Source organism: Octadecabacter ascidiaceicola (assembly GCF_900185015.1).
GTDB classification, from domain to species: domain Bacteria; phylum Pseudomonadota; class Alphaproteobacteria; order Rhodobacterales; family Rhodobacteraceae; genus Octadecabacter; species Octadecabacter ascidiaceicola.
Genome location: NZ_FXYD01000005.1, coordinates 169,166 through 188,974, shown reverse-complemented (window position 1 = coordinate 188,974; position 19,809 = coordinate 169,166). Strand labels below are relative to the sequence as shown.

General features: G+C 56.1%; 19 protein-coding genes. 5 read left to right on the top strand and 14 right to left on the bottom strand.

Going from position 1 to position 19,809, the window contains the following annotated elements:
- Positions 1–32: 32 nt before the first annotated feature.
- A complete protein-coding gene (locus OCA8868_RS15075) occupies positions 33–2,468 on the bottom strand; it encodes a GcvT family protein (protein WP_093997408.1) in 2,436 nt (811 codons plus the stop codon).
- Between the two features lie 92 nt (positions 2,469–2,560).
- Positions 2,561–3,604 (bottom strand): LysR family transcriptional regulator, encoded by a 1,044-nt coding sequence (locus OCA8868_RS15070; protein ID WP_093997407.1) that lies wholly within the window; start codon positions 3,602–3,604, stop codon positions 2,561–2,563.
- On the opposite strand from OCA8868_RS15070, the gene OCA8868_RS15065 reads away from it, so the two are divergent.
- On the top strand, positions 3,603–5,129 hold the full coding sequence (locus OCA8868_RS15065) for a trimethylamine methyltransferase family protein (RefSeq protein WP_093997406.1): 1,527 nt from the start codon (positions 3,603–3,605) through the stop codon (positions 5,127–5,129). The genes OCA8868_RS15070 and OCA8868_RS15065 overlap by 2 nt on opposite strands.
- A gap of 62 nt (positions 5,130–5,191) precedes the next feature.
- Complete coding sequence (locus OCA8868_RS15060; protein WP_093997436.1) at positions 5,192–6,118, top strand: NAD-dependent epimerase/dehydratase family protein; 927 nt, start codon at positions 5,192–5,194, stop codon at positions 6,116–6,118.
- On the opposite strand, the gene OCA8868_RS15055 is transcribed toward OCA8868_RS15060, so the two are convergent.
- The 4 genes from OCA8868_RS15055 to rpe all read right to left on the bottom strand — a co-directional run bounded on the left by OCA8868_RS15055 (position 6,115) and on the right by rpe (position 8,641).
- The gene (locus tag OCA8868_RS15055) at positions 6,115–7,044 is read right to left on the bottom strand and encodes a sensor histidine kinase (protein ID WP_245848297.1); all 930 of its coding nucleotides are present in this window, start codon (positions 7,042–7,044) and stop codon (positions 6,115–6,117) included. The two genes, OCA8868_RS15060 and OCA8868_RS15055, sit on opposite strands and share 4 nt — an antisense overlap.
- Positions 7,041–7,736, bottom strand: a complete 696-nt coding sequence (locus OCA8868_RS15050) for a response regulator transcription factor (protein ID WP_093997405.1) — start codon at positions 7,734–7,736, stop codon at positions 7,041–7,043. Before OCA8868_RS15050 ends, OCA8868_RS15055 begins: the two co-directional genes overlap by 4 nt.
- Positions 7,733–7,861, bottom strand: a complete 129-nt coding sequence (locus OCA8868_RS16910; RefSeq protein ID WP_281253645.1) for a hypothetical protein — start codon at positions 7,859–7,861, stop codon at positions 7,733–7,735. Before OCA8868_RS16910 ends, OCA8868_RS15050 begins: the two co-directional genes overlap by 4 nt.
- 90 nt (positions 7,862–7,951) lie before the next feature.
- The gene (rpe, locus tag OCA8868_RS15045; RefSeq protein ID WP_093997404.1) at positions 7,952–8,641 is read right to left on the bottom strand and encodes a ribulose-phosphate 3-epimerase; all 690 of its coding nucleotides are present in this window, start codon (positions 8,639–8,641) and stop codon (positions 7,952–7,954) included.
- Positions 8,642–8,758: 117 nt separating this feature from the next.
- On the opposite strand from rpe, the gene OCA8868_RS15040 reads away from it, so the two are divergent.
- From OCA8868_RS15040 to OCA8868_RS15030, 3 genes are all read left to right on the top strand, one after another.
- Positions 8,759–9,601: an AraC family transcriptional regulator gene (locus OCA8868_RS15040; RefSeq protein ID WP_093997403.1), complete on the top strand. Its 843-nt coding sequence runs from the start codon at positions 8,759–8,761 to the stop codon at positions 9,599–9,601.
- A gap of 81 nt (positions 9,602–9,682) precedes the next feature.
- Entirely contained in the window at positions 9,683–10,669 is a 987-nt protein-coding gene (gene deoC / locus OCA8868_RS15035; RefSeq protein WP_093997402.1) for a deoxyribose-phosphate aldolase, read from the top strand.
- Positions 10,670–10,673: 4 nt separating this feature from the next.
- Entirely contained in the window at positions 10,674–12,992 is a 2,319-nt protein-coding gene (locus tag OCA8868_RS15030; protein ID WP_093997401.1) for an aldehyde dehydrogenase family protein, read from the top strand.
- Between the two features lie 93 nt (positions 12,993–13,085).
- Here OCA8868_RS15030 and OCA8868_RS15025 read toward each other — a convergent pair whose 3' ends face one another.
- The 8 genes from OCA8868_RS15025 to OCA8868_RS14985 all read right to left on the bottom strand — a co-directional run bounded on the left by OCA8868_RS15025 (position 13,086) and on the right by OCA8868_RS14985 (position 19,803).
- Positions 13,086–13,778 carry a DUF1523 family protein gene (locus tag OCA8868_RS15025; RefSeq protein WP_093997400.1) on the bottom strand — a complete coding sequence of 231 codons (693 nt, stop codon included), beginning with the start codon at positions 13,776–13,778 and terminating at the stop codon, positions 13,086–13,088.
- An 11-nt stretch (positions 13,779–13,789) separates the two neighbouring features.
- The gene (locus OCA8868_RS15020) at positions 13,790–14,059 is read right to left on the bottom strand and encodes a hypothetical protein (protein ID WP_093997399.1); all 270 of its coding nucleotides are present in this window, start codon (positions 14,057–14,059) and stop codon (positions 13,790–13,792) included.
- 1 nt (position 14,060) lies between these two features.
- Positions 14,061–15,401: a DUF6638 family protein gene (locus OCA8868_RS15015; protein WP_093997398.1), complete on the bottom strand. Its 1,341-nt coding sequence runs from the start codon at positions 15,399–15,401 to the stop codon at positions 14,061–14,063.
- Positions 15,398–15,925, bottom strand: coding sequence for a hypothetical protein (locus tag OCA8868_RS15010; RefSeq protein ID WP_093997397.1), 528 nt, complete (start codon positions 15,923–15,925; stop codon positions 15,398–15,400). Before OCA8868_RS15010 ends, OCA8868_RS15015 begins: the two co-directional genes overlap by 4 nt.
- Entirely contained in the window at positions 15,925–16,269 is a 345-nt protein-coding gene (locus tag OCA8868_RS15005; protein ID WP_093997396.1) for a hypothetical protein, read from the bottom strand. Before OCA8868_RS15005 ends, OCA8868_RS15010 begins: the two co-directional genes overlap by 1 nt.
- Positions 16,266–18,200: an AAA family ATPase gene (locus tag OCA8868_RS15000; RefSeq protein WP_093997395.1), complete on the bottom strand. Its 1,935-nt coding sequence runs from the start codon at positions 18,198–18,200 to the stop codon at positions 16,266–16,268. Before OCA8868_RS15000 ends, OCA8868_RS15005 begins: the two co-directional genes overlap by 4 nt.
- A 261-nt stretch (positions 18,201–18,461) precedes the next feature.
- Complete coding sequence (locus OCA8868_RS14990; protein ID WP_093997434.1) at positions 18,462–19,580, bottom strand: hypothetical protein; 1,119 nt, start codon at positions 19,578–19,580, stop codon at positions 18,462–18,464.
- Positions 19,573–19,803 (bottom strand): hypothetical protein, encoded by a 231-nt coding sequence (locus OCA8868_RS14985; protein WP_093997393.1) that lies wholly within the window; start codon positions 19,801–19,803, stop codon positions 19,573–19,575. Before OCA8868_RS14985 ends, OCA8868_RS14990 begins: the two co-directional genes overlap by 8 nt.
- Between the last annotated feature and the right edge of the window lie 6 nt (positions 19,804–19,809).

Genomic DNA, 19,809 nt, shown 5'->3' with positions numbered 1-19,809 from the left:
AGCGGAACTCCTGTGTTGCGCCCATGACTACCTTAGCTGCGCATCAACGAATAGTCTGGATCATAGGGGCCCATCGGAATGACTTTGGCCGGAACGCGTTTGCCCAGAACATCTACTTCGAATGTTGTGCTGTCTGCCGAATATTCCGGCTTTATGAACGCATAGGCCAAGTTCTTGCCCACGCGGTACCCCCAGCCGCCCGACGTGACAGTTCCGACAACATCATCCCCAACCATTACCGACGATCCGCCGTGCGCTGCGGCCTCAGTAGTGGCCAATTCCATCGTGACGAATTCAACTGACTTACCCGCCGCCACGCGCTTTTCCAGCGCCGCTTTGCCGATGAAATCACCCTTGTCCATTTTCACAAACCGGTCGAGGCCAGTTTCAAACGGATCGAACTCCGTCAGGATATCGGCCTTCCAATGCAGGAACCCTTTTTCCATTCGCATGGAATCCACAGCCTTGGCCCCAAACATCCGCATCCCATGGGCTTCGCCCACTTTGCGAAGGGTTTTATAGGCGTTGTACAGGTGCGCGTTAGGCACGTGGATTTCATAGGCTAACTCACCCGAGAAACTGACCCCTAGAACCGTCGCTGGGGCAAACCCGATGAAACATTCACGCGCGCTTAGCCAAGGAAACGCATCCTTAGACCAATCCAGACGCGACACCGCAGACAATACATCACGTGCTTTGGGGCCAGCGACCACCAAAATTGTCTGATCATTTGTTAGTGACTTAATCTGCACGTCTTCGTCAGCTCGCATGTGCGTTTGCAGCCAGTCCATGTCGTGGAATTCAGCCGCCGCCGCAGAGCCAAACCAAGCACGCGCTGGCCCGCGATCTGTGGCGGGTAGGTTCGCAATTGTTGCCTCGCCCTTCAACATGCCGTGGTGGTTCAGCATGTATCCAAGCCCAACGCGCCCGTCTTTTTTGGTGATATTGCCGCAGAACATCCGGTCAATAAGCGCATGACGGTCGGTTCCTGTGATTTCAAATCGGGTGAACCCGTTCACCTCACATATGCCAACACCATTTTGCACCGCTGCGACTTCTTCGCCGACGATGTCGAAGCTCTCGTCGAACTTGAACGTATGGGTGACGTGAAAATCAGGGGTTTGCTTCATGAATTCAACACGTTCCCAACCGTTCACGATGGTAAACTCAGCGCCCTCAGCCTCTAGCACCGGCGTGATTGGCGTTGTTTTGGCGTCGCGCCCGACAGGGCGGTGTTCGTTCGGGAAATGGAACCGGAATTCGTTTTGATAGTCTTCAATCGCCTTTAGCGACGTCAGTTCAACGTTGGCGTGGCCCGTAAAGCGGCGCGGGTCGAGGCACCAAGTGTCATAACAGGCCTCTCCGTGCACGATCTGTTGCGCCAACAACCAACCGTGGCCGCCGCCCTCGCCCAGACCCGCCCGCAAGCCAATGATACAAAACGCATTTCGTTTACCAGGGATCGGGCCGACCAGCGGTGCGCCGTCAATCGTGTAGGTGATCGGGCCGTTGACGATGTTCTTGATCCCGACCTCCATCAAGGCTGGCATCCTTTCAAACGCCCCTTCAAGAACGTCCGTCACTCGGTCCAAATCGTCCGGACAGAGATCGTTTGAGAAATCAGGCGAAATGCCGTCCATACCCCACGTTTTGCAGTCCTGTTCATAGAACCCAAGCAGCAGGCCATTCTTTTCCTGACGGCAATAATAGTCGGAAATCGGGCAACGCAGCAGCGGCATACGGTGGCCTGCCTCGACAATACCGGGGATGTCTTCAGTGACAAAATACTGATGCTCCATGGACGCCACAGGATGATGCACCCCCATCATCGCCCCGACTTCGTTCACGCGATAACCGCAGGCGTTGATCACAACATCACAGTCGATATCGCCCTTGTTGGTGTGAACCGTCCACGTGTCGTCCTTGTGTTGCGTCAGACCCGTGACATTGGTCTGGCGGTAAACCTCAGCCCCTGCTTTGCGCGCACGCCGCGCCAGCGCCTGACACAAGGACGCCGGATCAATGTCGCCATCGTTTCCGTCCCAAAGGCCGCCCAACAGGTTGTCCGTTGAAATCAGCGGATGTCGTCGTGCGCATTCTTCTGCATCCAGAACTTCGAAATCAACGCCCATCCCCCGCGCCATAGATGAAAAATGGCGATAGCCGTCCATTTGTTCTTCAGTATTGGCCAAACGAATACCGCCGTCGCCGTGATTGTACTGCACGGGATAATCCGCATCATCACGCAGCTCTTTGTACAGATTGATAGAATGCGTCTTCAGCCCGACCATGGTTTGGTTGCCACCGAAGTTCGTCACCTGAGCCGCCGAATGCCATGTCGTGCCGCTTGTCAGCTCATCACGTTCCACCAACACAACGTCCGTCCACCCCTCTTGGGTCAGGTGATACAGGGTTGAACAGCCAGCAATGCCGCCGCCAATGACTACTGCTTTGGTTTGGGTTTTCATGGGGGCATCCTTTGGTGTCAACGTCCCAAACCTGACCAGATCACAAAGAGTCGCGCAATCCAGCTCGCTCAGTGAAAATCATTGATTTCGATTTATTGAAGTATCTGAAAGCCACCATTCAGGAATGGCAACTTTTGCTCAGCGGTCGCAAAAATACGTTCGCCAAGAAACGTGCGAATATCGTTCGCCATTTGCTCTGGCAATTCCCCTAATGCCCCGCGCCGCGCATGCAGCGCCATTCGGCGCGAAAAAGCTGGAACAGGCAATGGATGCGCGCGCACTAAGTCCCCTGCGAGCGGCGTTCCAAAATACGTCAGCGCCGTGGTGATCGCCCATCCCCCCAGCTCCGCCGTCATCGCGAACAAAGCCTGATTGGTCGAAAACTCGAAACTTCGTGCTGGCTGTAGATTAGATCGTCGCAACTGCGCTTCAATCTGACGCCCGAGCTGCAATTCAGACGCATAGCGAACAAAAGGGCTGGCCTTCAGCTGCGCAAGGTCCGGCGCGTCCCCCATTTCAGGGGCGGCGACCATGATAAACGGATCACGCAAGATCGGGTGTTGTTCCACCCAATCTGCTTGTGCAACCGTGTCGACAGCCAACATTAGGTCGACAGCGCGGGTGCTAAGAGCCTCACTGTTTTCATGGCTCGCGCCACTACTAAGGGTGAACGCAATGTTGGGAAACTCTTTCGTTAGCTTCAACAACCACGGTGCTATTACCGTCGCGTCCAACTCTTCAATCGAAGCAATCCGCACAGACATTGGCGGCATCTGGTCAGCCGTGACCAACCGCGCCTTGGCCGCACTTACGTCATCCAAAAGCTGCTTGGCCGGGTCAAGAAACATTGCCCCCGCTTTCGTCAGCCTAAATTGGCGCGCTGAACGCTCGATCAATTTCGCGCCGAGCGCCGCCTCAAGCCCTGCAAGCTGTTGGGAAACCGACGATGGGCTAATTCCAAGGCGATGGGCCGCCTTCGTGACGGATTGCGCCTCAACGGCAGCAACAAATGTCTGCGCGGCGCGGAATGTGAAAGGGGGCGCTTGATTCTCCATATGGAAATCAACGTTTCCGATTTTCCGCATCTTGTCTACGATGCTTGCGCTCATGCCTTTCAACGTGGACGCTTCCCCCATGACGAACCCGACATCATCCCGCCGCACAGGTGGCCGTGCTGCCCGTCACGCAAAACGTGCCGTTCCGGTCGCCGTGAATCCCGCAGCGCCCGGGCAAGTCGGAGGTCAATATCGCCCGCTGACCGACGCCGACTGCAAGGCTATCTATGATACCGCGCTACGCCTGCTCTCAGATCTCGGGATGGGCGAAGTCCCAATGCGCCTTTGGAATGATTTGATTTCGGCAGGCTGCACCGACCTAAGGAAAGGTCGAATTGGAATGCCCCGCGCCTTGGTTGAGGACATTCTCGACAAAGCCGCCAAAGTTTTTCCGTTGCATGGCCGCGACCCTAACCGCACCATCGAGGTCGGTGGCGACAAGGTCTACTTCGGCACAGGTGGCGCGGCCGTTAACACGTTGGACCGTGAAACCGGCCTTTACCGCCCATCGACCCTGCAAGACCTGCACGATTTCACCCGCCTGCAAGACGCCCTTGATAACGTTGCATGGTTCACGCGCTGTTGCATCGCCACCGATGTTCCCGACATGCACGATCTTGATGTGAACACAGCCTACGCCCTCATGCGCGGCACCACGAAACCCGTCGCGACCGCGTTCACCATCGCGGAACATGTCGATCCAATTGTGCATCTGTTCGATATCGCGGCTGGCGGTGAGGGCGAGTTTTCCAAACGTCCCTTCGTAAAAACCCACATTAGCCCTGTGATCTCGCCGATGCGCTTTGGTGAGGACGCGGTTGAGGTGGTTTACAAATGCATCGAGCATAACATCCCGATGTCCTGCATCACGGCCGCGCAAGCCGGCGCAACCGCCCCTGCGACACTCGCCGGCTTCCTGGCGCAGTCCTTGGCAGAAACACTGGCGAGCCTTGTAATGGTCAACGTCATTTCCCCCGGCTTCCCGATGGTCTTTTCCAACTGGCCATTGGTAATCGACCTACGCTCGGGTGCGTTCGCGGGTGGCGGCGGGGAAACCACGGTCCTCAACGCCGCTTCTGCGCAGCTGTCTAACTGGCTAGGCCTACCGTCAGGCGTGGCTGCATCCATGACAGACGCCAAAGCACTGGACGCGCAATACGGCGTAGAAAAGGGCATGACGTCGCTCGCCGCTGCCCTTGCGGGTGGCAATCTCATCTATGAATCTTCCGGTATGACGGCTGCCCTGCTCGGCGCATCATTCGAGGCCTTCGTTCTCGATGATGAAATGCATGCGATGACCTACCGCGCACTGCGAGGCATAGAAGTTAGTGACGAAAACCTAGGCTTTGACGCAATCTGCGCATCCATACTTGGCGACGGTCACTTCCTAGGCTCTGAGCACACCTACGCCGCAATGGAGCGTGATTATCACTACCCATCCCTTGCGGATCGCGAACAACCCAAGACATGGGCCGACGGTGGCGCACAATCAGCGGCTGACCGCGCCAAACAGCGGGTCGATGATATCCTAAACACCCATAATCCTGCGCATTTATCCGCCAAGCAGGACGCGGAAATCCGCGCGGTATTTAACATCATCGACTAACCCGCCCTTGACCTTTGCAGCACAACCGTGAAGCGTGGCGGCAACAAAGGAAAGGCCGCTACATGAGCAAACTCCACAAGAAAATCGTCCTCACGGGGGCCTGCGGCAACCTAGGTATGGAAATTCGTTCTACCCTTGCGGCATTGGCTGACGAATTGGTTTCGGTGGACATTTCAGACGCGCCGGAAACGTTACTTGAGAACGAAACCTTCGTGAAAGCAGACTGCGCGAACTTCGACGAAGTCCTGCCTTTGATGGAAGGCGCGAACATAGCGGTGCATTTCGCCTCCATTGCGGATGAACGCCCCTTCGAAACGCTCCTCGGCCCGAACTTCCTGTCGTCCTACAACGTTTGGGAAGCGGGACATCGCCACGGCGTTCAACGCGTTGTGTATGCGTCCTCGGTTCATGCCGTTGGCATGCATGAGAACGCGGCAGGCATCGATACGGATGCCGATCATGCCCCCGATACATTCTACGGTCTCGCCAAGTGCTTTTCTGAGGACCTCGGGAAACTCTACTGGGCAAAACGCGGCATGGAATCCGTGCATTTGCGCATCTTTTCTTGCACAAAAATCCCACAGAACCTGCGCGCTTTGCGGACTTGGCTAAGCTATGACGACCTGCGCCACTTGGTCGACCGCGCCGTTACTGCAACCACCACCGGATTTGCCGTTGTTTATGGTGTTTCCAATAACGACCGCGCGCCCGTTTCCAATGCGAAGGCGACGTTCCTAGGTTATAGACCGAAAGACAACGCAGAAAACTGGGCTGAAAGCCTGTTTGCAGACGCTCCGCCTTCTGATCCGTCTGACCGCGCGCAACTGTGCATCGGCGGCCCATTCGCAACAATTCCATTAGGTGAAAGTGGCGTAGCTGCGATTAAGGCGATGTCCGAACCCGCGCCCGACGCAGCAGCTGAAGCTTCCAGTTCCGATGAAGCAAAAAAGCTGCCGTCGTTCCTGACCAAAAAAGGCATGAACCCCTAGAAGGTAATCACGAAACGCGCGCCTTGATCACTGGAGACCAATTCGATCTGCGCGCTGTGCGCCTCCAGTGTGCGTCGCACAATAGATAGCCCCATCCCGGTTCCGCCGGCTTCTCTTCGTGTGGTGAAAAAGGGTTCGAAAATACGCGTCGCATTCCCTTCGGAAACGCCTGACCCGTTGTCTTGCACGATCAATGTTCCATCGTAGGATACGGTCACCTCAGTCGCGCCATGCGCCTTCGCATTGCCAATCAGGTGGTCCAAAACCAAACGCAACGCGTCCTCAGACAACGGGACGATCCCGTCTTGCTCCACCTCAACACCCTGCGCCACTTCGGACAGGCGAACCTGCCCTTGCGCCGCAGGTTCTTGTGCCTGCGCGAGCGATCGCTGGGCATCCAAAAGCGCAGTCATCCGTTCAACCGATGCACCAATTCGCCCCAGCAAACGCTCGCGTTCCTTAGTCGGCAAATCGGGCAGGGCCAACAACTCCGCGGCGCCGCGCACGACCGTTAAAGGCGATTTTAGCTCATGCGTGACGTGATCCGCGTAGCTGCGCAGCACTACCTCTCGGTTCTGCAACGCACGCGCCATATCAAGGAATGACTGTCCAAGCGCCTGCATGTCCGCCGTCCCGTAATGCTCAAGCGGATCAAGTGCACCCGTCGCATTTTGACGCAAACCCAGAACGCGCTCCCGCATTGCAATCATTGGGCGCAACAACAACCGCCACAAAACCCAGCCCACAATAAACGTGGCTACAAAAACTCCGATAGCAGCGGCATAGACCGCTTCTTGATAGCCCATAACAGGCCACATATAGCGCACGAAAAAGATACCGATTATTGGCAAAGACAGCACAACACACAGCGTCACAGCAACGACCATCCAAAGTGGTGGACGCCATTTGACGACGATCCGCTTCACGCGCTTTTCACACCCAGACACGACCCCATACGAATGCCAATCCCATGCATCGTCTCAACAGCGTCACCGCAACCCGCAGCCCCAAGCTTGGCCCGAAGATTGCGCAAATGGCTGTCCATTGTTCGGTCACTAACATGCACATTCGTGCCGTAAATCGCGTCCACCAATGCAGGCCGCGCATGGACCTGATCAGGGCGGGTCATCAACTTCACCAACAAGTCCATTTCCCGTGCCGTCAGCGTCACGACATCCCCGCGCACGCGGCAAAGGTGGCGACTTGGATCGACTTCCAACACACCATGACGCAACGGTTGATCATCAACCACAGCCCCGCCACGCCGCAAAATAGCCTTTACTCGCGCAACCAATTCGCGGGGGCTGAATGGCTTGGCCAAATAGTCATCCGCGCCCATCTCAAGGCCGACAATCCGGTCAATTTCATCGCCTTGAGCGGTCAGAAACAGGATCGGCACATCTGACGTCACCCGCACGGTTCGGCATACCTCGAGCCCATCCATTTCCGGTAAACCAATATCCAGCACGACCAGATCAGGCTTAAGGCGCGCGATAGCGTCCAATCCGACACGCCCATCAGCGGCCTCTTCCGTCTGATAACCCGCTTGGCTCAGCGCGATGCGCACGACGTCACGAATGTCGCCGTCATCATCAACAATCAGGATTGTCTGGCTCATTGCGCGGCCTCCTTGGGGCGCACCTTAGCGGCAACAACGCGCTTGGGGAACGGGCGTGTGGTGTGGTCCAGCCACCAGCCGTCCAGTTGTAGTTTCGATGGTACGGCTTGGGTCAATGTCGTCATGTGTCTGCATCCTTTTCATTCGGGTTTGCCCCCTTATGAAAAACGTTTGTGCAGACACATTATCGCGTTTGTGCAGATTGCGTGCAGACCCTAAAGGGCGGCTACGGCCGCCTTACGGATCGCACGGATGTTGTCGCCGTAAACGTCTGGGGCCTCAACAGATCCCCCACGGAAAACTGCGGACCCAGCAACCAGAACATCAGCGCCGGCCTTGGCAACCATAGGTGCAGTGTTTGGGTCAATTCCACCGTCAACCTGAATATGGATCGGCCGATCACCGACCATCGCACGACAGCGCGCAACTTTTTCGACCATTGAATGGGTAAACTTCTGGCCACCAAACCCTGGGTTAATCGTCATGATCAGGATCATGTCGATATCGTCGAGAATATCCACCAAACCGTCCAGCGGCGTCGTCATATTAACCGCAACACCGGCAAGCTTCCCTTCTGCACGTACAGACTGCAACGAACGGTGCAAATGCGGGCCCGCTTCGGCGTGGATGGTTATCATATCACTTCCCGCCTTAGCAAAATCGCCGATATAGGGATCGGCTGGCGAGATCATCAGATGCACATCCATGAACGTTTTCACGTGCGGACGAATGGCTGCCACGACATTTGGCCCGATCGTCAGGTTTGGCACGAAATGGCCATCCATCGGGTCCACGTGAATCCAGTCAGCGCCCTGCGCCTCAACCGCTTGAATTTCAGCGCCTAAGTTGGCGAAGTCAGCGGACAAAATGGACGGTGCAATCTTGATGGAACGATCAAATGGCATGGGAATCCTTTGTGTTTTTCACCGTCTGATTACCGCGCAGTTCAACAGATGTCACGGGCCACTGTGCGCGGCGATGCGCCACGTGTAATTTCTGCGATGAGTATGGTAATTTGACGTATGGACTATATTTCACTCTCCGCCAGCGACACCTTCGGCCCTGATGAGGCATTCTTTCTAAGCCGTGCCGAACTGGATACACGCCGTCCGCCGCGCCTTCACACGCAAGACTTCCATGAAATGCTCTGGGTGCAGAACGGCGCCGTGCGGCTGCACACCCCGACGGGGAAGCAAGACCTGAGTGAAGGCGATCTTCTTTTCATTTCCCCAAACCAGCCACATGGTCTGCAAGGCCGCGGTGAGGCGTCCATGGTTGTGTCCCTCGCTATTCGGCCAGGCGTCATCAACGCCATCGGCAACCGACATGATGACCTGTCCGGTGTCGCGTTCTGGGGGCGCGGCCTTGAGGTTGCGCACCGTGACATCCGCCAACTTGCCGCCCTAAACCAAGCAGCCTTGCAACTGGAACGTAGCCCACGCCGTAAATTGTTCCTTGAGGCGTTCTTGCTACCGCTTCTTGTAGCGCTCGATCGTCCGCCAGAAGGGCTTTCGACCGATGCCCCCGATTGGCTCATCGCTGCCTGTAACGCGGCCCAAAACCCAGACGTGTTTCGCGACGGCGCGGCGGGTTTTGTCGCCTCCACAGGCCGTGCGCATCCCCATGTATCACGCACAATGCGCCGTTTCCTTGGCAACACCCCGTCTGATTACGTCAATGCACAACGCATGGAATACGCAGCGCGCAGACTTACGGGTACATCCGATCCGCTTGCTGAAATCGCCGCAGATTGCGGCCTTCCTAACCTGTCTCACTTTCACAAGCTGTTCTTGGCGACCCATGGTGAAACGCCACAACGCTACCGACGCGCGCGCCAACGCGAGCTTGTTCAGCCAAGACCGTAACCTCGCGTAGCGAACCTGATGGGTGGCTTGCCAATACCCCGCACTCGTGACAGGATTTCGCTTCACAACACGGTGCTGAAAATGCAAACTACAGACCCCACCAAAACGCACTTGCCGCAAGTTCAGGAACCTCGCAACGACGGGATTCCATTGGATTTATCATGGGTTAAGGCTGTTCAGGCGAACACTTCCGCAATTGAACGCCGCGCAGTGACCCTTCCGGGGCGTCGCTCCGTTAAAAAGGAATATCAATCCGCGTGGCTGTGTAAGGCGATCAGCCTAATGGATCTCACAACCCTATCAGGCGATGACTCTGAAGGCCGCGTGCGCCGCCTATGTGCGAAGGCCCGCCAACCCGTACGTGCTGACCTTCTCAAGGCACTCGGTATGGAAGGTCTGACCACGGGCGCGATCTGTGTCTATCACGACATGGTCAAAACCGCTGTTGACGCGCTGCAAGAGTCCGGCATTCCCGTTGCCGCCGTGTCCACTGGTTTCCCCGCTGGTCTGTCCCCATTCCATTTGCGCATTGCCGAGATCGGCGAGAGCGTCAGCCACGGTGCAGAGGAAATCGACATCGTCATCACCCGCCGCCACGTCCTGCAAGGCAACTGGCAGGCGCTTTATGATGAAATGGCGGAAATGCGTGCCGCCTGCGGACAGGCCCATGTGAAAGCGATCCTCGCGACAGGTGAACTCGGCTCGCTGCGCAACGTCGCGCGGGCTTCGTTGGTCTGTATGATGGCAGGGGCTGATTTCATCAAAACCTCTACCGGCAAAGAACCTATCAACGCGACCCTGCCTGTGACCCTCACCATGATCCGCGCGATCCGCGACTATCATGATCGCACAGGTATCAAAGTCGGCTACAAGCCCGCGGGTGGGATCAGCAAAGCCAAAGACGCTTTGGTCTACCTTGCGATGATCAAAGACGAACTTGGCGACCGCTGGTTACAGCCGGATCTCTTCCGCTTCGGCGCGTCATCGCTTCTCGGCGATATCGAACGGCAACTCGAACACCACGTCACAGGCGGCTATTCCGCTGGTTGGCGTCACGCGATTGGATAAGGCTATGACAGTAAAAGACATTTTCGAATCCATGGACTACGGTCCTGCTCCTGAAAGCGCGACCGAAGCCCTTGAATGGCTGGCGGAACGTGGCGGCATTGCAGGTCATTACATCAACGGGCAATGGGGTCCGTTGCGCGATGATTTCGCGTCCACCAATCCGGCCACCGGTGAAAAGCTGGCCGGAGTCACCAAAGGCACCGCCGATGAGGTCGCAAACGCCGTCGCGGCGGCACGCAAAGCCCAGCCCAAATGGGCCAAAGATGGTGCTGCCCGTGCGCGCGTTTTATACGCGATTGCGCGTTTGATGCAGAAAAATTCACGCCTGCTGGCCGTGATGGAGACCCTAGATAATGGCAAGCCGATCCGCGAAAGCCGCGACATCGATGTGCCGCTAGCGATCCGTCATTTTTATCACCACGCAGGCTTTGCCCAGCTGATGGACGAGGAAATGCCGAACGCCGAAGCCCTCGGCGTCTGCGGGCAGATCATCCCGTGGAACTTCCCGCTTCTGATGCTCGCGTGGAAAATCGCGCCCGCGCTGGCGATGGGTAACACGGTTGTTCTGAAGCCTGCCGAATACACATCCCTTTCTGCGATGGTGTTCTGTGAAATTTGTACCGCCGCGGGCGTTCCCCCCGGTGTTATCAACATCGTCACGGGCGATGGCGAGACAGGCGCAGCGCTTGTGGATGCGGACGTCGACAAGATCGCCTTTACTGGCTCCACCGCTGTTGGCCGCATCATCCGCGAACAAACGGCAGGATCAGGCAAAGCGCTGTCTTTGGAACTAGGCGGCAAGTCCCCCTACATCGTGTTCGACGATGCCGATATCGACAGCGCCGTTGAGGGCCTCGTTGATGCCATCTGGTTCAACCAAGGCCAAGTGTGCTGCGCTGGATCACGCCTGCTTATCCAAGAAGGCATTGCAGACCGTTTCTACGCCAAACTTCGCGCCCGCATGGACGGGCTCCGCATCGGCGACCCGATGGACAAGTGCATGGACATGGGCGCGATCGCTGATGTCGTGCAGCTTGAACAGATCAAAGCCATCGTTGCCGAAAATACATCGGGCGAAATGTATCAATGCGCTGCACCCGAAGGCTGTTTCTACCCACCGACCCTCATCACCGGAATGTCGCCAGCCGACACGCTGATGCAAGAGGAAATCTTCGGCCCGGTGCTGGTCGCCTGCACCTTCCGCACCCCGTCCGAAGCCGTGGAAATCGCCAACAACACCCGCTACGGGCTGGCGGCCTCCGTCTGGACGGAAAACGTTAACCTCGCGCTCGATATCGCGCCAAAGCTGGTCAGCGGTATCGTCTGGGTAAACGCTACGAACCTGATGGATGCAGCGGCCGGTTTCGGCGGCGTGCGCGAGTCCGGTTTCGGACGTGAGGGTGGCTGGGAAGGTTTGCAGGGTTACACCAAGCCCAAAGGCAAGGCCACGAAAGTCACCGCACCGACGGCTTTCACCACCACGGATGGCACACCTGCCGACCCATTGGATCGCACCGCAAAACTCTACATCGGCGGAAAACAGGCGCGTCCTGATGGCGGCTATTCTGAGCCCGTGTTTAACAAATCCGGCAAACTGCTCGGCCACGCTAGCCTCGCCAACCGCAAGGACCTGCGCAACGCGATTGAGGCCAATACTGCCGCCAAAGGCTGGTCCAAATCCACAGGCCACCTGCGTGCGCAAATCCTCTATTATATCGGCGAGAACCTGTCCGCCCGCGCCAGTGAATTTGCGACCCGCATCAACCAACTCACAGGCGGTAAGTCCGGCGCAAAAGAAGTTGACGACGCCATCCAGCACCTGTTCACATGGGCTGCTTGGGCAGACAAACACGACGGCGCAGCAAAGGGCGTTCCAATCCGTGGCGTGGCCTTGGCAATGAACGAACCCGTCGGCAACATTGCCGTCCTAACAGACGACACACGCCCCCTTATGGGCCTTATCGAACCGTTGGCACCTGCTCTGGCGATGGGCAACCGCGTGACCGCCGTGGCCTCCCAAGCCTTCCCACACGCGGCAACAGATTTCTACCAAGTGCTTGAAACCTCTGACGTTCCAGCAGGTGTCGCCAATATCCTCACCGGCAATCACGCAGAACTCGCACCACATATGGCCGCCCATGCAAACATCGACGCCGTTTGGTCCTTTTCTACGGCAGATGTGTCAAAGGTCATTGAAGCAAAGTCCGCGGGCAACCTGAAACGCACTTGGGTCAACAACGGCACGGCGCGCGCATGGCCTTCCAGCACATGGCGCGCACAATCCACCGAGGTCAAAACCATCTGGATTCCTTACGGCGAATAACTCGCCCTATTGCTTTTGTTTTCTAAATATCTCGGGGGAGTCCGTCAGGACGGGGGCAGCGCCCCCTCCCCGCCCGCGGCACGCGCAATCCGCTTACTTCTTGCGCCAAGTCCCAAGCCAGCGCGAAATCCGCCCCTTGCGCTCAGACAGGTCCGCACTCACGTGATCATATTGATCACCGACCTTATCCGCTAACGGATCAACTGTACGCTCCCTGAATTGGCGCCACATCGCGCGCACAAATAGAAGACCAGCAATCAGCAAAGCGTAAATAATCAGGTTCACCCACGGGAATGGGCGATAGTCCTCTGGCGACTGGCCCTCTGGAACCTCAATCGTACGGATCGACACCGCATTGGGGTAGATCGACGCCCAACGAAGACGCCAACCGTAGTGCGTCACCACAACCCATTCATACGGCTCGGTTGTAGAAATTGCTGCGGCGGCCTCTGCCTGTAAATCCGAACTGTCGAACTTGAAGTACGGCGGATAGATCCACCCAGTATCCTCATTTCGGAACACCATTGTCTCGTTGTTCCCACGGATCAAACCGAACAGATAAGTCGCCTTGCGTTCCGTGTTGACCAGTCGCAAGTCACGAGTCGGGTTTTCCACGGTTCCGCTGTCGGCCTGCGCGTAAAACATACGGTTCAACGAGGAGAAATCCGTACGAATAATTTCGGTCGATGTGACACGTGCGATGTCACGTTGTGGCATCACATAGTGCAGCCATAGTCCGATGATCAAGAACAGTGCAATGCGAAGAACGCGGCGAATGTTGCGCATGATTTCAGCCTTCAGTTAATGAAATAGATGATGGTGCCAACGACGAGTGGCGGAATGATGAAAACCAGCAGGATCAGTTTCTTGCGAAGACCGCTCTCATACTTTGTCATGCCGTCTTTGATAAAGGCCGCACGCTTATCGGGCGTTGCGCCTTCGGGCGGATTCTCGTCCCACTCGTCTTCAAGTTTCTCACGCCGGATAGAACGAGAGTAGAGCGTGATGCACAGGTAAATCACCGACAGGATCAGAAAGCCGAATACGACCAGTCTTACGAATTGCATTTCATCTCCTCTTCACCGCGCCCCAAGGTCCAACCCGATCAATCAGATCAACCTTAGACGCAGGCTCATCCATCGGTGCTTCGTGCCCAAACAACGCATCGCGCGTTCCGGCCTTATCCACCTGATACTCGTTTGAAAGGAAATCCGCCACATAAGCCTTCTTTTCGTCCGGCCAGCCCATATAGGCACGGTAGAACGCTTCCTTGTGGCAAATGAACAGCTGGCGCACGTCCATTGGTGACAGTTCAGCCAGCAGCATATTCACCAAATCCGCGTCTGCATGGTCCTTTGCACGTAGCGTGTAAAAATAGGCCGGATGCTCGCTATCAATGCGCGGCCACGGTCCGCCGTCTTCCGCCCAACGCACCAAATCAGCCAGCCCCTGCCATGCTGCTGGCAACTTGTCGTGGTACCGTCGTCCCATATTGCGCAAATCGCGCCGCGTCGCCCCGCTTAGGTCTTCGCCCAATCCAGCGGCCACATCGGCAACCATGAAATCCATCTTCTGGCGCAGGATCGCTGCGCTATCGATGCCGCGTGCTTCGACAATCGGCTCGGCCAAATCGTTGACCTTCAGGAACTGCGCAATCGCAGACCGCTCGCCGCCTTGAACAACCGTTTCAATCGGCAGCTTCCCAAGGTCAGCCGTGCCGTCCATCACGATCGCTGCAGGTTCCTCAACCTTGCGGAACACATAGACCCCGCCAAAATGCGCCGTCCAAAAATTGTCCTGATCGAACGTCATCGTATTCAGCTTCAACGGGTTGCGCGTGATGTCGCCCGTTTCCTTGGCCAGCCCGATCATATTGCCAATCAGCACATCATCAGACCACGCGTCGTCTTCGCGCATAAAGCGGTCAATCATCCCGCCGAGCTTTTCGGCAGACGCCACGGCCCCATCCGTCGTGTCCGCTTCAATCGTCACATGGCGCACGTCGAACAACCGCTTCGGAGTCTCCAGCGCATAGACAGAATTCACCAACTCCCCCGCCACCGCGTCCCGCGCGGTCAGGGCAAACAACTGCGCCTCGTTGACTTCGATAAATTGACGCAAAATCCCACGGCTGGTTGAGAACTTTGCATTCAACAACGGAGCCGTCTTCTGCTCCGTCGTCAGCAAAATAAACTGCCGGTTCACCCCCGCATGGTTGAGGTACAAATCATCCCCCAACTCATCGCCAATCTCAGGGGAATACCCGGAAATATCGATGTGAAAATCCGTCAACGCCGTCTGCTTACCCGTCAGACGTTTCAGCGCACGATTATACCGTTCCACCAAAACAGGGCTCATCACAGGGATGAGATTGCCAAACATAAGACCGCGAGAGATGAGACGTTTCATTTGTTTCCAGCCAGCTCCATCTTAATAACGTCCCACTCAGTTTTGAGATAAGTGTTTACCAATTCAGTCAAGTCATTTGCTGATGCAATAAAGTCGTCACCACTCTCACTCAGGGCAATGTTTGCGACTGTTTTTCTTATCTCATCTTCCAAAGAGCCTTTGGGGTTAAGTCGCAAACGGATTTTTGCAACAACAAGATTCCTTTTCCGTGTTCGTTCAGCAGTCTCCTCGATTGGATCAGAAAGTGAAATCAATTCAGCAACATCTTTTCTAAACTCATTAATCCAAGACTGCCGGAATTCCGCCAGTTTTGTTCTTCTTTGCATGTCCATCGCCGTTTTGGTCGCGCTGAGTGCTAACCAGTACGCAAACAAAAATGCTGCCAAAGAAACAAACAGACTTCCAAATTTATTCCAAAACGCAGCCAGACCAATGGCATTCGGGGAATCGAGAGCAGCAAACAGAACGGCAACCGCGAGAACCAGCCCACCGACCAATGCATCTTTGAAGTCAACTTTCCCCATCACCAAACCTCCCTAACCCAATTCTTCGGCACGCCTGCCAAACTCAAAACCATCAACGGCCCCCACAGCAACGCTGAAATCAAACTCAATTTCGCGAAATGCACCGGAACGGATAGCCCGCCCGTTGCGTACAAATCATCCAAGTTCACACCCTGCGCGGAATACAAAAACGCAAAGAATCCAGCGCCGCAAAACGCCATCACCAGCGTGGAAACCAAAGCCAGCCCCATCAGCCACTTCACCCCTTCAGGCCACCACAGCGCCAATACGCGCGGCACAGCCCAGCCAAGTGCGGCAAGGCACATGGCGGGAAGGACGAGACCGTTGAAGTAGGCTTCGTTCAACCCTTGCTCTCCAAATACCGTTTCTTCGCTTCCTCGGAACGCTCAAAGTCCCGCACCATGTTTTCAATCGCGACCTCGTCGGATTTATCGGCATAACGGAATTCGGAATCCGCGTAGCGGTTGATTTCCTGAATGACCATTTCCACCGTGATCGGCTGGCGCATGTCATTGATCATCGCCAGCTTGGTGTCGTAATCCTTGGCCAAGAACAGATCAGGGGTTTCCATCCATTCGTCCGGTAATTCAAAGTCCATCGCGCGTACCTTCACGGCGTCCGTGATGTTCTTGATCGCGCGGCCCGTGAAGCGCGGGTCAGCCTCTTGGATGCCCTTCAGATACGTCCCGAGCTTGGCAATCGTGTCCAGTTCACCGATCTGGTCATTCACCTTATCAAACACTTTCATCAAGCCAGGTTCATGGGGCTTGGAATGCCCCTCAAAGCTCGCCGCGACCGCCTTTTTGATCTCTTGTGCGCTAAACACTTTATGGTCGCCAACCGGAATATCGTGGTTCTTGCCCATCAACAGGTAAAGGATATCGACGTAGTCTTCCCGCGTCTGTGGCCCATCCACAAGGAACCGCGCGCCCGCCCGTTGACGCAGCGCATCATCCACATTTTCGGGATAGTTCGAAAACATCCCAAACGTGCAATTGCCGCGCACGACCGTATTGGCGCCTGCAAAGCTCTCCATCAACACGGCAGTAATTTCCAACTGACCCGCCGAAGATTGACGATCCCCCCGCTTGCCTGCCAGTTGGTCGATATCATCAATCGTGCCAAAGCCGATGACATTGGGATCAATCACATTGTTGATAAACGCCTTGGCGTTCTGGCCGGATTTACCTTGATAGCTGTCGATATTATCGGTGCTCAAGTTCTGATACCGAAACGGATAATCCGCGACCTTGCAGTACTCCGAAATTAGCCCCGCCATCATCTGGATCAGCGTGGTTTTCCCCGTCCCCGGCGCACCGTCGCCCATGAACGTAAAGATGAACCCGCCAAGTTCCGCGAACGGGTTCAGCTTGCGCTCAAAATCATAGGCCATCACCATCTTGGCCAATTTCATGGCTTGGTACTTGGCGATATGGTTACCCACGACCTCGTTGGGTTTCTTGAATGTCATCGTCAGCGTCGACGACTTCGCCGCACTCGCAGGGCTGAACCCGCGAATGCTCAGGTCATCGGCTTCGACCTTCCACGATGCATCGCTAAACGCAGCCAACCGCCCTGCGGTGCTAGCCCGCGCCGCGACCTTCGACATCAATTGTTCTGCATAGGCTAGAACCGTCGGTACAAGCCGTGCATCACTGTCGGCAAACAGTCCAATGTCTTGGTCCAGCTCCCACAACGCACCGTGCAGGGCGAGCGTGGAATTGTCGCTCAACACTTCTTCGACTTCGCCAACCTCAACCGTTTCTTCACCCGCATGGGACGCGAGCAAGAACGACGTGGCATTGCCAAAGACATAGAGCACAGCGAGGGCCTCAGCCGCCAATAGCTCGGAAAACTCGGTCTTCTTGCCAGCGGCCAATGACCCTTCAAGGTTGGCGCGTTTCAGGTCTGCCAACCCAGTGCGGTCGCTAAACTGTTCACCTACCGCCAGCGCAATTGCAAGTGCGCGGCGCAGCCCGTGCTGTACGCTCGCTTGTGTTGGTGAGGTCAGCCCGTCACCATCATCCGCAGCCTCAATCCGCGCAGCCAGTTGCACCCCTTCAGTACGTGCTGTGGACCGCGTGACCAATCCAGGCGTGGTCGTGCGAAACCGTCGTCGCGTACCGATGCCGCTGGATTTCTCAGGCGCAGCAGCCTCCTTGGTTTCCGCAATCCGAGGCGTGTGATCAAACCCCATGACCATCGCCGTGGCCGCTTCGTAATGCTTCGCGACGTCTTCCTCGCGCAGCTCCATCGTGTCACTTGTCTGGCTCATTTCGGGTCTCTTCTCTTTGGAGTTTCCTAAATTTCTGACGGAGTGATAGAAAAAAGCAGGGCATTCCAAGAACCGCCGCAGGCAATAGGAAGGGATAGAACCTTGTTCGCTCGCTTGGGTCATCTGCGAGGGACCAAAGTACAAAACTCATAGAACACAAAAAGGCCATTCCGATGACCCTGACGTACTCTTTCTTTGCAAACTCAAAGAACGTTTTCGCGTCGTCCAGTTCGATATCATTCCATTTACGCATTGTAGATCTCACTTATAACTCAACACGCTGCCGTTCGGCGAAACCACAAACTTGCGCACGTCATTGAACCCCGCCGGCTTGCGTTCTTCGAGGGCCTGATACGGGCGTTGCGGCAGGATGATGCTGCGTTCAACTTTCGTGGCACCGGACTCGGCTCCATGTCCTGCGAACGGGTCCAGCGCAAAGGTCTCGCGCTCAACCGTTCCGAACCAGCCGGATTTCTCGCGCCGTGTTTCCGAGCTTACCAATTCTTCTTCCGTCCAAACCAGCGCCCAGTCTTCGCCCACGGGTGCGCGGGCCAATTCAAGCACTTCGCGCAATGGCCCCGCCTGACGGGTGAACGCATTGGAATACATCGGGCCCACATGGAAACGGCGCAGGCGTTTGGGGTGCAGGTCGTCGAAGTCCTCGTCGAACCCTTTGGCGATGGTCAGCAGTTTCAATCCGCCTAGGCTTTGCGCCATCAAATGGGCCTGCACTTCGGGCCAGCGACGATCGTCCTTTGGCAAACCAATGCGCCCCGTGTCCTCGACCTCCATCATGTAGATCGTGGGCAGGTTGATCTGGCTGTCATAGACGGCCCAATGGATCAAAAATTCACGCCGCATCTGGTGTTTGTTGCCAAGCCAAATCGCCGTCGGATCATTGCGTGCCCAGAACAGTTCGCCCTTGGACAGCTCTTCGTAATACAACCGTTGGCTCAACGCGTATTGCAGCTTCGTCGGGATTTCCTGTTCGTTCAGGATCACCCGCACCATGTCTTGCTTAAGCTGCTCAACCGAGCGCATACCCGCAAGATGTTTATCAGCCTGCGCCGCATCATTCGCCATGCTCAGAAGTTCGTTGTGAACGGGAAATCCGCTTTCCACACGATCAAACGTCAACTTACCCGCATGGGCAAACCGACCCGAAAAATGGTACTTATGCGCCAGCGCCTGAAAGGTGTAATTCAGCCCGACAATATAGCGCGTCATCACCTCGACATCGCGCTTGGACAAACGGTTCTCCGCCTCAAGCGTCGCCGCGACGCGACCCAGATAACCAATTATCTTCTCAAACTTGCCAAAATAGCGCCGCGTGACGCGGGTGTCTTCAAGCTGGAAATGGTCGAGCGGGGTGTCAGTCACAACCACCATCTCCTCCGTCGCTGCCGCCGCCTGCGCCGTCAAAATAACCGTTGTCAGTAAAAAGGTTGAGCGCCTTTAACAAAGCGATCAAACCAATTCCTGCACTCACTATTGTATAATCTCGGTTCGCCGTTGCCACAGCAAAGACCAAAACAATTCCGGAAACCGCTGCAATTACGGCAGAGACCTTATTCAGCAGATTCAAACTAAGAAACCAGTTCATTTGATC